The sequence below is a fragment of the Olivibacter sp. LS-1 genome (assembly GCF_008245145.1).
GTDB lineage: Bacteria > Bacteroidota > Bacteroidia > Sphingobacteriales > Sphingobacteriaceae > Olivibacter > Olivibacter oleidegradans.
On sequence record NZ_CP041643.1, the window covers coordinates 1,084,238 to 1,096,993 of the forward strand.

Here is a 12,756-nt window from a genome sequence, read left to right on the forward strand (position 1 = left end):
TTTTACAAATTGCCTATGTCCGAACCAAAAACAAATGGAAGATCGTCACCAATTGCGTATTCATGCTACTTCAATCGTAACCGTGAGGGCGAACAGTTTGCACCGGAACACGTATTCAGTTATCAATTATCGGGTACACTGCTAATAAATACAGGAGACAGTGAACATGTTTTCAATGAAGGCGATTTTCGATTTATCAAAAGGAATCAACTTTTGAAGTTTGTTAAACAACCGCCAGTCGGAGGCGTTTTTAAATCGATCTCAATTTACCTTGATCAGCCGATGTTAAGGGACTTTAGTATAGTATATGGGTATAAAGCCATAGAAGAGCCGTTCAGAGGAGAAGCAGTGATGCGGTTAAACGGAGGAGCGTTATGTAAAAGTTTCATGGATTCATTGATGCCTTACACCGGAAGCGATCAAGCGATCCCTCAACAGCTTCAAGTTTTGAAACAACATGAGGCGGTTATGATTTTACTACAATCCAAACCTGAATTGCAGAATATATTATTTGATTTCACGGAACCGGGTAAAATCGATTTGGAGGCCTTCATGAATAAAAACTTTCATTTTAACGTACAGCTTAAACGCTTCGCCTACCTTACTGGTCGCAGTTTGGCTACCTTTAAGCGTGACTTTGAGCATATTTTTCATACCTCTCCAAGTAAGTGGTTACAACAAAGACGATTGCAGGAGGCTCATTATCTAATTAAAGAGAAGGGGCGTGCTCCTTCTGACGTATACTTGGAGATCGGATTCGAAGATCTTTCGCATTTTTCCTTCGCCTTTAAAAAAATGTATGGTATGCCGCCTTCTAAGCTGGTGGGTTAGTGCGTAATAAATGGAATAGGCGCTATTCCATTAAATGCCGTAAATACAGGTGCGGATTATCTAGAAAGTTCTTTGTCAGCGTAAAGTGCTCCGTTTCCTGATAACTTGTCTCCCGTATCCCTTGTTCGTCCATTTGATAGATCGTTGCTCCTGGATAGCAAATGAGCATCGGAGAGTGCGTAGCAATTAAAAACTGAGCACGATTGCTTTGTTCTAAGCTATGTATGATAGACATAAATGCGAGTATCCGAGCTGGCGATAAGGCGGCTTCCGGTTCGTCAAGTATATAAATGCCTGAGTCGAACTGGTTGTTAAACAAAGCTAAAAAAGATTCTCCATGAGATTGTGCGTGAAGCGATTGGCCCCCATAAGCTTGCAGAATCCGGGAATCCTCCTCAGCAAGCTCATCAATGTAAGAGGCAAAATTGAAAAAGCTTTCAGCCCGCATGAAAAAGCCGTTGTTAATTCGGATAGGGGTCCAACTTAACTTAAGATGGCGGGATAGCGCGGATTCGTATCCCTCAAATTGGTGTCCTTGATTAAGATTATGGTTTCTGTTGCCTCCCCTTAAACTAAAGCCGCACTTTTCAGCGACGCCTTCTAATAATGTTGACTTACCTGAGCCATTTTCACCCACAAAGAAGGTAATATTCGTCTTTAGTTTAAGTGTAAATCCGCTGCTTAGACTGGCAATATTTCCCAGATAAGTCGCGTCTCCCAATGGAGAAAGTGTGATTTGCGATAAGAAAGGCATAACTTAATGTTAATTGACCCTAAATTAAAAATTCCAGCGAGAAATCGCAATCAAAGCAATTGTTGAGAATTCTCAGCTAAAGATGTTGCTTGCTAAACCTTAATGGGTGAGCTGTTTAAAACACAGCAAGTTGTATCTAATGTACTGGGAAAGCTAGACAAGTAATGAAATATGGCTAGTTGAAATTGTGGATTCGAAAACTAAACCAGCTGTTTTTTTTCTTTTTTTGGCCTTTTAGGGTGATAATATTTATAATTTTTTTCTGTAAAATGATTTACTGAAGTTTAAGGCTTTATTTCTTGGTAGTTTAACAAAAAACTATGTTTTTCTGGAATATTTTTATAAAAATAGATGGAAAATCTTGTTGTTTTGTCTTTTTATGTGGGTTTATTTGTTTTATGTTGCTTATTTTTCATTTTATTGCTGGTCTTTTAATTTTTTTTGTTTGTATCTCGCTTTGATGTTGTTATTTTTGTCTGTCATATGGCTTAAAGGGATAAAGTCGTAAACCTTTTGTTAAGTCATTTTGCTTTATAGATTGAAGATGACCGAGTGGCAATCTAACCCACAGTGATGGTGTAAGGATGTCCCTTTTGACTATTACATTTAACTAAGATTTAACAATTCACTGTTGTTCGTATGGACAACTTTACATACTTTTGACCCCGATCATGAAATGGCTCGTTAGATTTTTTCTATCGCTGTGTTTGCTCTTCTTGAGCAGATACAATCACCTACACGCTTACGCGCATCAAGACCATATACGTTATTCGTTGGTAAAAATTTTTGAACGGGTAGCTTATGAGCAGATAGGTGAGGCGAATGAATTGGTTTTTAAGCCAGCGCCGCTCAACGAAGAAAAAGTCACCGAAAAAATACGGGCTACAGACAAGGAGGAAGAAGATGACTCGGTTTCTTCCCGAAAATATTTAGAAATCAGTAATTATTTTACTGATTTTTTTTATGCCTTAAATGCGAGGTATTTTTGGCGACAGATGAAGCAAAGTTTGGCTTCCTCAGAACATGCTCCGTATACCTCGTCCCGAACCTACCTCCTGTTTCGGGTTATTCGAATTTGATTTTTCTCTGCTAACGGAAAAGGCCTAACCTTGCTATTCCGTTATTTCTACATTCCATAAATAATACATGCTAATGGTTTAAACGTGAGAATAAACCTGAGGTGTGCTTGTGTACAATTTTCAAAAAATATTAAGAATCATATTGCTTCGATAAGCGAATTATTATGAAGAGAATTTTCATGCTCATGGGCCTGGGGGCGATGTTGTGCCATGCCGGTTGCCAATCGAAAAAAGAAGAGAAAGAAGAGCAAACCAAATTTTTGGTAACAACGCCCGTCAAGATGGATACGTCGATCATCAAAGATTATGTATGCCAGATTCGTTCCGTACAACATATTGAGTTAAGGGCGCAGGAGCGCGGTTATTTACAGAAGATTTTTGTAGATGAGGGACAGTTTGTGAAGGCAGGACAGTTGTTGTTTCAAATTATGCCTAAACTGTACGAAGCTGAGCTTCAAAAAGCACAAGCAGAGGCAAACTTTGCCGAAATAGAATATAAAAATACCAAAAGCTTAGCTGATAGTAACATCGTAGCGCCGAATGAATTAGCAATGGCGAAGGCTAAGTTTGACAAAGCGAAGGCCGAACTCGCGCTAACAAAAGTGCATTTGCAATTTACCGAAATCCGGGCACCATTTGATGGAATCATCGATCGGTTCCATGTACGGCAGGGAAGTTTAGTAGAGGAAGGCGACTTACTAACGGAGCTTTCTGATAATAGTAAGATGTGGGTATATTACAATGTACCGGAAGCCGAGTATTTAGACTATAAAACGAATCTTAAAAAGGACAGTTTAACGAAGGTTGATTTACTGATGGCTAATAACAGGTTGTTCGACTATCCGGGTAGGGTGGAGACCATTGAGGCCGACTTTAACAATGAAACCGGTAATATAGCTTTCAGGGCAACCTTTCCTAATCCCAAAGGATTGTTGAGACACGGCGAAACGGGTAACATTCAAATGAAAACTCCCTATAAAAACGCAGTGATTATTCCGCAAAAGGCTACGTTCGAGGTGCTTGAAAAGAAATATGTGTATGTACTGGATAAAGATAATAAGATACAATCGAGGGAGATTAAAATAGCTGCAGAGTTGCCACATCTCTTCCTTATTGAATCAGGTTTGTCTGTAGATGATAAGGTTCTCCTAGAAGGTATTCGGCTAGTTAAAGAAAACGAGAAAATTGAATACAAGCTGGAAGACCCCAAAGATGTTATATCGCATTTGGAGTTATATGCAGAATAGTGGATTAACTTAAAAAAAATCAGATGTTCAATAAATTCATACAGAGGCCTGTATTTGCGATTGTAATATCTATTATGATTGTATTTGTAGGTTCCTTGGCAATCAAACAGTTGCCCATATCACAATTCCCCCAAATTGCGCCAACAACCGTTAATGTTTTTATAGCTTATCCGGGATCTAGCGCAGATGTATTAGTGCAGTCGACGCTGATTAACTTAGAGAACGCGATTAACGGTGTTCAGGGTATGCGTTATATAGCCACCGATGCAACCAGTGCGGGGGAAGCTACCTTAAGGGTTATTTTTGAACCCGGTACCGATCCTGACCAAGCGGTAGTCAGGGTGAAAACCAGGGTCGACCAGGTGATGCCCCTCTTGCCCGAACTGGTTCAGCGTGAAGGAGTAGTCGTCTCCCCCATCCAGCCGAGTATGTTGATGTATGTCAACCTGTACGCAAAGGGTAAGAACATGGACGAAAAATTCCTGTATAACTATGCCAGCGTAAAAATGATCCCTGAAATCAATAGGATTAAGGGGGTGGCAAGATCGCAGATATTAGGTAGTAGAACCTATGCTATGCGGGTTTGGCTAAATCCCGACCGTATGCGAGCTTACCATATATCGGTAGACGAAGTGATGGACGCGATGGCTGAACAAAGTATTGTTGGTCGTCCGGGACGTATCGGACAGAGCTCAGGTATCAAAGCGCAGTCGTTAGAGTACGTATTAACCTATAAGGGCAGGTATAGTGAACCTGCTGAGTATGAAAATATCATTATTCGCGCCAATGCGGATGGTGAGCGTATTCGTTTAGGAGATATAGGTAAAGTAGAGCTGGGAAGTGAGTTCTTCGATATTTACTCCAACCTTGACGGTCATCCTTCGGCTTCCATATTGTTAAACCAAAACTATGGTAGTAACGCGAGTGATGTAATCGCTGCTGTAAAAGACAAACTTGCGGAGATGAAGGAAACGTTCCCTCCCGGATTGGATTATAAAATCAGTTATGACGTTTCCCAGTTCCTTGATGCCTCTATCGAACAGGTTGTCCATACGTTAAGGGACGCCTTTATCTTGGTGGCAATCGTTGTGTTTGTTTTCCTGGGCGACTGGAGATCTACGCTTATTCCTATATTGGCGGTGCCGGTATCGCTTGTAGGAGCATTCTTTGTTATCCAATTTTTCGGATTATCTATTAACCTGGTAACTTTGTTTGCCCTTGTATTAGCGATCGGTATTGTGGTGGATGATGCCATTGTGGTGGTGGAAGCGGTCCACGCCAAATTTGATGAGTTTCCTAGCATGACGCCCTACCAGGCTGTAAAAAGGGTATTGGGAGAAATTAGTGGTGCGATTATAGCAATTACGGCAGTAATGGTATCGGTATTCTTACCTATCTCCTTCATGACGGGCCCTGTGGGTACCTTCTATCGGCAATTCTCTATTACGATGGCGAGCTCGATTGTGATTTCGGCCATTATAGCGCTTACCCTCACACCGGTACTATGTGCCATGTTGTTAAAAAACCATCACACACACCACGCAAAGCCGAATATATTTACCAAAGCACTTGATAGCTTTAACCGTGGTTTTGATAAGCTTACCGGTAAATATGTTGGCGTATTGAAGTCTATAGTAAGCAGAAGAGTACTAACATTTGCTGTCTTAGCGGCATTCTGTGCAGGTATCTTCTTCGAAAACCGGGTACTTCCTGCTGGTTTTATCCCCAGTGAAGACCAGGGTACTATTTACGGGATTATCCAAACACCTCCGGGATCTACGCTGGAAACGACCAATGAGGTATCGCGAAAGCTTCAGGGAATTTGTGAACATGTAGACGGGGTAGAGTCGGTATCCTCCCTTGCCGGCTATGAAATTATGACAGAAGGTCGGGGTTCTAATGCAGGTACCTGTATGATTAACCTTAAACCATGGCATGAAAGGGAACACTCCGTTACCGAGATCATGAAAGAATTAGAAGAGAAATCCAAAGGTTTGGGGGCAACCATCGAGTTCTTTGAGCCGCCGGCTATTCCCGGATTCGGATCATCAGGCGGTTTCTCCTTACGGTTGCTAGATAAAAATACAACCACGGATTACCAGGAATTTGATAAAGTGAACAAACAGTTCCTCGAAGATTTGCGTAAACGTAAGGAGCTCGCCGGATTATTTACCTTCTTTGCGGCAAATTATCCTCAATATGAGCTTGAAGTTGACAACAATTTAGCCATGCAAAAAGGTGTCTCTATTGGTAAAGCAATGGACAACCTGAATATTATGATTGGTAGTACCTATGAGCAAGGTTTCATCAAGTTTGGCCGCTTCTTTAAAGTATATGTTCAATCGGATCCTAAATTCAGAAGACTACCATCTGATATACTTAATCTTTTCGTCAAAAACGATCACGGTGAAATGGTGCCTTATTCGGCATTTATGAAGCTTAAAAAGTCGCAAGGGCCAAACGAGATTACCCGATACAATATGTACAATTCGGCAGCCATCAGGGGACTTCCGGCAGCTGGTTATACTACTGCAGATGCTATTCAGGCTATTCGCGAAGTAGCGAAAAAATCGCTTCCTAACGGGTATGATATTGCATGGGAAGGACTTTCTTATGACGAGGCTAACAGAGGGAATGAGTCGCTCTATATATTCCTAATCGTACTGGCGTTTGTGTACTTTGTTCTTGCAGCACAATATGAGAGCTTTATCATCCCACTTGCGGTGGTATTCTCCTTGCCCGTGGGGGTGTTCGGTTCGTTTTTACTCCTTAAGTTAATGGGACTTCAAAATGATATCTACGCTCAAATCGGTCTTATCATGCTTGTCGGACTGCTTGGTAAGAACGCTGTATTGATTGTTGAGTTTGCCGTACTCAAACATCGAGAAGGAGCCTCCATACTGGAAGCGGCTATTGAAGGGGCGAAGGTCCGTTTCCGTCCTATCCTGATGACATCGTTTGCCTTCATTGCGGGATTAATTCCGTTAATTATTGCAACAGGTGCCGGCGCGATTGGCAACAGGACCATTGGTGCATCCGCGATGGGCGGTATGGTATTCGGTACTGTCTTCGGTGTAATTATAGTTCCTGGACTATACTATATTTTCGGTTCCCTTGCTAGCGGAAGAAAACTGATTAAGGGTGAAGATGAAAACTCATTATCCGATGAGTTTGTACATCAAATAGATAAATTCGATAATGGTGATGAAAATGAGTAAGATGTCTAAAAAATATAAATATGTATACGTTATAATAGGCTGCTTGGTACTAATAACGTATACAGGATGTAAAACACCTGCATTAGTTCAGCGTGAAGCAAATACAAAGACTCCTGCGAGCTATAATGGTTCGCAGGATACCGTTAACACGGCAAAATTGACTTGGAAGGAGTACTTTACTGATCCTTATTTAGCGGCGTTGATTGATACAGCTTTGAAAAATAATCAGGAACTGAATATTACCTTACAGGAAATTGAAATTTCAAGGAACGAGATTCGGGAGAGAAAGGGGGAGTATCTCCCATTCGTGGGGATTAAAGGGGCAGCTGGTGTTGATAAAGTAGCTAGATATACTAATATCGGGGCATTAGAACATCACGTGGAAATAAAAGAAGGAAAGGAAAATCCCGAGCCACTCCCTGATTTTATGTTGGGACTTTCCGCTACTTGGGAAATAGATATTTGGAAGAAGCTGCATAATGCAAAGAAAGCGGCTGTAAGCCGGTATCTGTCGACCGTAGAAGGGAAAAATTTCGTTATTACCAATCTGGTTGCAGAAATCGCCAACTCATATTATGAGTTATTGGCACTGGATAACCAGTTGGATATTGTTAAAAAGAATATCGAAATTCAAAGTAATGCCTTAAGAATAGTAAAAATGCAGAAAGAGGCCGCACAGGTTACGGAGCTGGCGGTGCGCAGATTTGAGGCAGAGGTGTTGAACACCAAAAGCCTTCAGTATGCTATTCAGCAACGTGTTACAGAAACGGAGAACCGAATTAACTTTTTATTGGGAAGGTATCCGCAGCCTATTCAACGGACTAGTGATAATTTCGAGCATTTGATACCCGAGGCTGTACATACGGGTTTACCTGCACAATTGTTGGCAAATCGCCCGGATATCAAGCAGGCTGAATTGGAATTAGCAGCGGCGAAACTGGATATTAAGGTAGCAAAAGCCAGGTTTTATCCTTCTTTAGGAATTTCAGCGGCCATCGGTTACCAAGCTTTTGATCCTACTTATCTCGTGAAGACCCCAAAGTCCTTGCTTTATTCCCTGGCGGGCGATATCACAGCTCCTTTAATTAATAGGAATGCCATAAAGGCTGCGTATTATAATGCCAATGCCAAGCAGATACAGGCTGTTTATAATTATGAGCGGACTGTTTTAAATGCTTATGTTGAAGTGGCTAATCAATTGGCGAAAATTAACAACCTGGAAAAAAGTTACGATTTAAAGTCAAAACAAGTGGATGCCCTTTCGCAGTCGATTGGTATTTCCAATAGCCTTTTCAAATCAGCTAGGGCAGATTATATGGAAGTGTTATTGACGCAGCGTGATGCCTTGGAATCCAAATTTGAATTGGTTGAAACAAAAATGCAACAGATGAATGCCATGGTAAATATTTACAGGGCATTGGGTGGTGGATGGAACTAGCTGAATTTTTTGGATTGATTGAGGCCCTCGAAACGGTTGTTTTGAGGGCCTTTTTGATGCCGTTGATCTAATAAAAGGGTAAACTTTTTAACGAGCATCTTGTTCCCCTTTATGAGAGCTAATGAAAGGAAAAATGATGATACTTGTGTTGTTATGTACTTATACGCTTCTTCAATCCAATGCACCGCAGGATTATAAGCAGCTCCGCGAAAAAATGGTTATTGAACAGCTAGAAGCTCGTGGAATACACCACGATGCCACCTTGCAAGCGATGAGGCAAGTAGAACGACATTTGTTTGTACCCTCTCCTTACCAATCCTATGCTTACGAAGATCGTCCGCTTCCAATTGGTTTTAGACAAACAATTTCCCAACCCTTTATAGTGGCAAGCATGACACAAATGCTTGACTTAAGTAAAGACGATCGCGTACTTGAGATTGGAACCGGATCGGGTTATCAGGCAGCGGTGTTAGCAGAGATTGTAGCGCAGGTTTATACGATTGAGATTGTGAAGGAACTGGCTGAATGTACCAAAAAGTTATTGCATCAGCTGAATTATAACAATATAGAAGTTGTCATTGGTGATGGCTATCAGGGCTTAAGATCAGCCGCGCCTTTTGACGCCATCATTGTTACTGCAGCGCCGGAAAAAATACCGGAACCACTCGTCGAGCAGTTGAAAGACGGCGGAAAAATGATCATACCGATTGGACCTACCAAAGGCATGCAAACCTTAAAGCTCTTAAAGAAAAAGAAAGGGAAGCTTGTCGTTCAAGATCTTATGCATGTTCGTTTTGTCCCATTTACAAGGAAAAATAGATGAGATGGCTTGTTTACCGGATCATTTTTTTAGCGATCGAGCCTAACATTGCAAGTTTCTTCTCAAGTTCATCCGACCATTGTAAGCCGTAGCTCAAACGCATACAATTGTTAAATTGATTTTGAAGGGTAAACATACGACCGGGTGCAATGCTTATTTTTTGGCGCATAGCCTGATCGTATAGCAACGGAACATTTAAATTTGGATTCAGTTCTACCCAGAGTACAAATCCTCCCTGAGGTCTGCTGACCCGTGTTTCTTCTGGAAAGTAGTCGTGAATAGCTCGCGTAAAGTGTAGGCTGTTTGCTTGCAATGTACGACGCATTTTTCGAAGGTGGGCCTCATATCGTCCATTTTCTAAAAAATCGCCAATAACTTCCTGGGTGAGTGTGGTGGATGAAACGGCATGTAGTAGCTTAAGGCGGATAACTTGCTCCTTAAACTTCCCGGGCGCAACCCAACCTACCCGATAGCCGGGAGCCAAGGTTTTAGATACTGACCCACACCATAGAACCAAGCCCTTTTTGTCGAAGGCTTTGCAGGGTTTAGGTCGGTTTTCTCCAAAGTAAACATCACCATATAAATCATCTTCTATAAGCGGTATTTCGTGTTCCGATAACATGTTTACCAATGCCTTTTTATTCTCTTCGGGCATACAACTTCCAAGGGGATTGTTGAAGTTACTTACCACTAAGCAAAGTTTTATGCTAGGTAACACCTTTCGTAATGCATCGAGTTCCATACCGGTTATGGGATGGGTTGGTATTTCCAGCACTTCAAGCCCTAAGCTTTTCGCCAATTGCAATATACCAAAGTAAACAGGACTTTCCACCGCAATGGTATCGCCCTTTTTAGCAAGGGCCATCATACAATACGACAGTGCATTCATGGCACCGGCAGTAGTAACTAAATCATCCGCAGTGAGCATACCTCCCCAGGTGAAAGACCATCGCGCAATATTGCGACGCAATTTAAAATTTCCTTGAATTTCTTCGTAGGCAGTGCCACTTCCGTCAAGCGTACGGGTAGCTTGTAATAAGCTTTTATTCAGCTTGGCTATTGGTAAAAGTTCATTGGCTGGAACACCTATGGAAAACCGAGTAATAGAGGTGTCGTTTAACGACCGGTAAACCTTATCGATCAGGTTTTCCGCTTGTTCCTGATGCGATAAGACAGAAGGATTACTGGTGGTGGGAACAGGTAGTCTGCTTCTCGAATGCCTGGAGACATAGAAGCCCGATTGGGGGCGTGATTCGATGAGTGCTTTTCTTTCCAGTTCGAAAAAAGCACGTGTCGCTGTATTCATGCTTACGCCATATTCTCTTTTTACCGTACGAATAGAGGGTAACTTATCTCCTATTTTTAATACATTATTGCGTATTTGCTGCTCAATTGCCTTAGCTATGACAATATATAATGCTTCTTCTTTCATAATATAAACTGTATCCTTCAAATATAAAAAAATTGTATCTGTACTTCTTTTCTTTTTTTTCTCTTCTTTGTATAAGAAAAAAATAATCATGGAAATATTAATAAGTTATTACCAACCGGATAAGCAAACCTTTTTTGAGAAATTCAACAAAGCGTGGTTAAATAAATATTTTACCGTTGAACCTATTGACAAATATGTGTTAGAGCATCCGGAAGAGGCTATTCTTCGAGACGGGGGCGAAATTTTATTTGCAGCATATGATGGTGTAATTGTGGGCACGGTAGCGCTAAAAAGAGTTAGTGAGGAGGTTATGGAGTTAACTAAAATGGCTGTTGACGAATCTTATCATGGACTTGGGATCGGTAAGGCTCTGTGTGCACATGCCATCGAAAAGGCGCGCGAATTGGGAGTAAAAAAGCTGGTGTTGTATTCCCAAAGCATCTTGCAGTCTGCTTTAGCAATTTATAGAAAGTATGGTTTTTATAACGTGCCCGTGGATAACCCCAAGTACAAAAGGGCGGATGTAATGATGGAGTTAGTTTTATAATCCTTTTTAGATATGCAGCATACATTTCAAATAAAAATAGGTGTTGACGAAATGGATATGAAACTTATTCATACCTTTTTATCAAAAGAAAGTTATTGGGCTAAAGATATTCCGCTCGAACTGGTAAAGGAATCCTTAAATAACTCTTATTGTATCGGGGTGTTTGACAATAATAAACAAATTGCATTTGCCAGATTAATTACGGACAGGGCAACATTCGCTTATTTGGCCGATGTTTTTGTAATAAAAAGTTATAGGAAACAAGGGGTCTCAAAAATAATGCTTAATCATATTATGCGTTTACCCTGGGTCAAAACTTTGCGACGGATGATGTTGGTTACTGCGGATGCGCATTCGCTTTATGCCGAATATGGTTTTGGACCACTCGCTGATATAACACGACATATGGAAATATATACACCAAACCTTTACAAGAAATGAAAGCAGAAAAATTCAACCGGTTTACAAGCGACTGGATTAGGGCTTGGAATAATCACGATTTAGAAGAAATCATGACCCACTATGCGGATGATATTGATTTTCGTTCGCCAATCATTCAGCAGCTTGGAGTAAGCGAAGAAGGACAAGTACGAGGTAAGCAACAATTAAAGGACTATTTTGAAAGAGGCTTGAAGAAGTATCCGGATTTGGCCTTTGAACTGTACCATGAGCTCCACGGTATAAATTCGGTTGTTTTAGTATATCGGAGTGTTAATAACTCCATCTCTGCCGAATATATGGAACTAAACGACGAAGGTAAAATTCAACGGGTTCGGGCGCATTATCATTGGCATTAAAATTGACTTTGAAAGCGTATGAATACATTGGAAGGATGTAAAACATATTTGGAGAGTGTAATAAAGCAGTTCCTGTACTATAAAAAGTTGGGCGAACAGGCGATTGCCCAATTGGACGATACAAGTCTTCATTGGCAATACAATCAAGAAAGTAATAGCATCACTATTATCGTGCAACATTTAACAGGAAATATGTTGTCGAGATTTACAGATTTTCTAACTACTGATGGTGAGAAGACCTGGCGCAAGCGGGATGAGGAGTTCGAAGACCAACCAATTGATAGAAAGGAGTTGATGATTGTTTGGAATAAAGGTTGGACCTGTTTGCTCGATACCATGTATAATCTGCGCCCATCCGACCTTGATTCTATTATATATATAAGGAACGAGGGGCATACCGTCGTGGAAGCAATAAACAGACAGCTGGCACATTACGCTTATCACGTAGGTCAAATTGTTTATTTAGCAAAAATGATCAAAGACGATACTTGGGAAACCTTATCGATTCCACGTAACGGCTCTGCACAATATAATCGAAAAAAATTTGGCCAAAAGAAAAGTAAGCGTCATTTTACAGACAAGCCCTAATGATA

Annotated in this window: 12 protein-coding genes; 10 read left to right on the top strand and 2 right to left on the bottom strand. The window is 41.0% G+C overall.

The window, feature by feature from the left end; translation table 11 throughout:
• Window positions 1-15: 15 nt before the first annotated feature.
• On the top strand, window positions 16-831 hold the full coding sequence (locus tag FKG96_RS04355) for an AraC family transcriptional regulator (RefSeq protein ID WP_165446899.1): 816 nt from the start codon (window positions 16-18) through the stop codon (window positions 829-831).
• 22 nt (window positions 832-853) lie between these two features.
• Here the strand turns inward: FKG96_RS04355 and FKG96_RS04360 are convergent, their stop codons facing one another.
• Window positions 854-1,585 carry an AAA family ATPase gene (locus tag FKG96_RS04360; protein WP_130854530.1) on the bottom strand — a complete coding sequence of 244 codons (732 nt, stop codon included), beginning with the start codon at window positions 1,583-1,585 and terminating at the stop codon, window positions 854-856.
• 671 nt (window positions 1,586-2,256) lie between these two features.
• Between FKG96_RS04360 and FKG96_RS04365 the strand changes: the two genes are divergently transcribed.
• The 5 genes from FKG96_RS04365 (at window position 2,257) to FKG96_RS04385 (ending at window position 9,390) form a co-directional block, all read left to right on the top strand.
• Window positions 2,257-2,664, top strand: coding sequence for a hypothetical protein (locus FKG96_RS04365; protein WP_149105160.1), 408 nt, complete (start codon window positions 2,257-2,259; stop codon window positions 2,662-2,664).
• A gap of 164 nt (window positions 2,665-2,828) precedes the next feature.
• Window positions 2,829-3,911: an efflux RND transporter periplasmic adaptor subunit gene (locus FKG96_RS04370; RefSeq protein ID WP_013664775.1), complete on the top strand. Its 1,083-nt coding sequence runs from the start codon at window positions 2,829-2,831 to the stop codon at window positions 3,909-3,911.
• 23 nt (window positions 3,912-3,934) lie between these two features.
• Window positions 3,935-7,129, top strand: a complete 3,195-nt coding sequence (locus FKG96_RS04375) for an efflux RND transporter permease subunit (RefSeq protein ID WP_013664776.1) — start codon at window positions 3,935-3,937, stop codon at window positions 7,127-7,129.
• 1 nt (window position 7,130) lies between these two features.
• Window positions 7,131-8,567, top strand: a complete 1,437-nt coding sequence (locus FKG96_RS04380; RefSeq protein WP_242627110.1) for a TolC family protein — start codon at window positions 7,131-7,133, stop codon at window positions 8,565-8,567.
• 133 nt (window positions 8,568-8,700) lie between these two features.
• Window positions 8,701-9,390 (top strand): protein-L-isoaspartate(D-aspartate) O-methyltransferase, encoded by a 690-nt coding sequence (locus FKG96_RS04385; RefSeq protein WP_130854528.1) that lies wholly within the window; start codon window positions 8,701-8,703, stop codon window positions 9,388-9,390.
• A gap of 10 nt (window positions 9,391-9,400) precedes the next feature.
• On the opposite strand, the gene FKG96_RS04390 is transcribed toward FKG96_RS04385, so the two are convergent.
• Window positions 9,401-10,819 (bottom strand): PLP-dependent aminotransferase family protein, encoded by a 1,419-nt coding sequence (locus FKG96_RS04390; protein ID WP_013664779.1) that lies wholly within the window; start codon window positions 10,817-10,819, stop codon window positions 9,401-9,403.
• An 88-nt stretch (window positions 10,820-10,907) separates the two neighbouring features.
• Between FKG96_RS04390 and FKG96_RS04395 the strand changes: the two genes are divergently transcribed.
• The 4 genes from FKG96_RS04395 to FKG96_RS04410 are packed head-to-tail and all read left to right on the top strand — an operon-like array spanning window position 10,908 to window position 12,751.
• Window positions 10,908-11,366, top strand: a complete 459-nt coding sequence (locus FKG96_RS04395; protein ID WP_013664780.1) for a GNAT family N-acetyltransferase — start codon at window positions 10,908-10,910, stop codon at window positions 11,364-11,366.
• A 12-nt stretch (window positions 11,367-11,378) separates the two neighbouring features.
• On the top strand, window positions 11,379-11,807 hold the full coding sequence (locus FKG96_RS04400; RefSeq protein ID WP_130854527.1) for a GNAT family N-acetyltransferase: 429 nt from the start codon (window positions 11,379-11,381) through the stop codon (window positions 11,805-11,807).
• Entirely contained in the window at window positions 11,804-12,163 is a 360-nt protein-coding gene (locus tag FKG96_RS04405; RefSeq protein WP_130854526.1) for a nuclear transport factor 2 family protein, read from the top strand. The genes FKG96_RS04400 and FKG96_RS04405 overlap by 4 nt, the downstream gene beginning before the upstream one ends.
• Before the next feature lie 18 nt (window positions 12,164-12,181).
• Window positions 12,182-12,751: a DUF1572 family protein gene (locus tag FKG96_RS04410; protein WP_013664783.1), complete on the top strand. Its 570-nt coding sequence runs from the start codon at window positions 12,182-12,184 to the stop codon at window positions 12,749-12,751.
• Window positions 12,752-12,756: the final 5 nt, after the last annotated feature.

Bases quoted from the DNA above. Each gene is read 5' to 3' on its own strand.
- FKG96_RS04380 (WP_242627110.1), top strand. From the start codon at position 7,131: ATGTCTAAAAAATATAAATATGTATACGTTATAATAGGCTGCTTGGTA.
- FKG96_RS04385 (WP_130854528.1), top strand. From the start codon at position 8,701: ATGATGATACTTGTGTTGTTATGTACTTATACGCTTCTTCAATCCAAT.
- FKG96_RS04405 (WP_130854526.1), top strand. From the start codon at position 11,804: ATGAAAGCAGAAAAATTCAACCGGTTTACAAGCGACTGGATTAGGGCT.
- FKG96_RS04355 (WP_165446899.1), top strand. From the start codon at position 16: ATGTCCGAACCAAAAACAAATGGAAGATCGTCACCAATTGCGTATTCA.
- FKG96_RS04370 (WP_013664775.1), top strand. From the start codon at position 2,829: ATGAAGAGAATTTTCATGCTCATGGGCCTGGGGGCGATGTTGTGCCAT.
- FKG96_RS04395 (WP_013664780.1), top strand. From the start codon at position 10,908: ATGGAAATATTAATAAGTTATTACCAACCGGATAAGCAAACCTTTTTT.
- FKG96_RS04365 (WP_149105160.1), top strand. From the start codon at position 2,257: ATGAAATGGCTCGTTAGATTTTTTCTATCGCTGTGTTTGCTCTTCTTG.
- FKG96_RS04400 (WP_130854527.1), top strand. From the start codon at position 11,379: ATGCAGCATACATTTCAAATAAAAATAGGTGTTGACGAAATGGATATG.
- FKG96_RS04410 (WP_013664783.1), top strand. From the start codon at position 12,182: ATGAATACATTGGAAGGATGTAAAACATATTTGGAGAGTGTAATAAAG.
- FKG96_RS04375 (WP_013664776.1), top strand. From the start codon at position 3,935: ATGTTCAATAAATTCATACAGAGGCCTGTATTTGCGATTGTAATATCT.
- FKG96_RS04360 (WP_130854530.1), bottom strand. From the start codon at position 1,585: ATGCCTTTCTTATCGCAAATCACACTTTCTCCATTGGGAGACGCGACT.
- FKG96_RS04390 (WP_013664779.1), bottom strand. From the start codon at position 10,819: ATGAAAGAAGAAGCATTATATATTGTCATAGCTAAGGCAATTGAGCAG.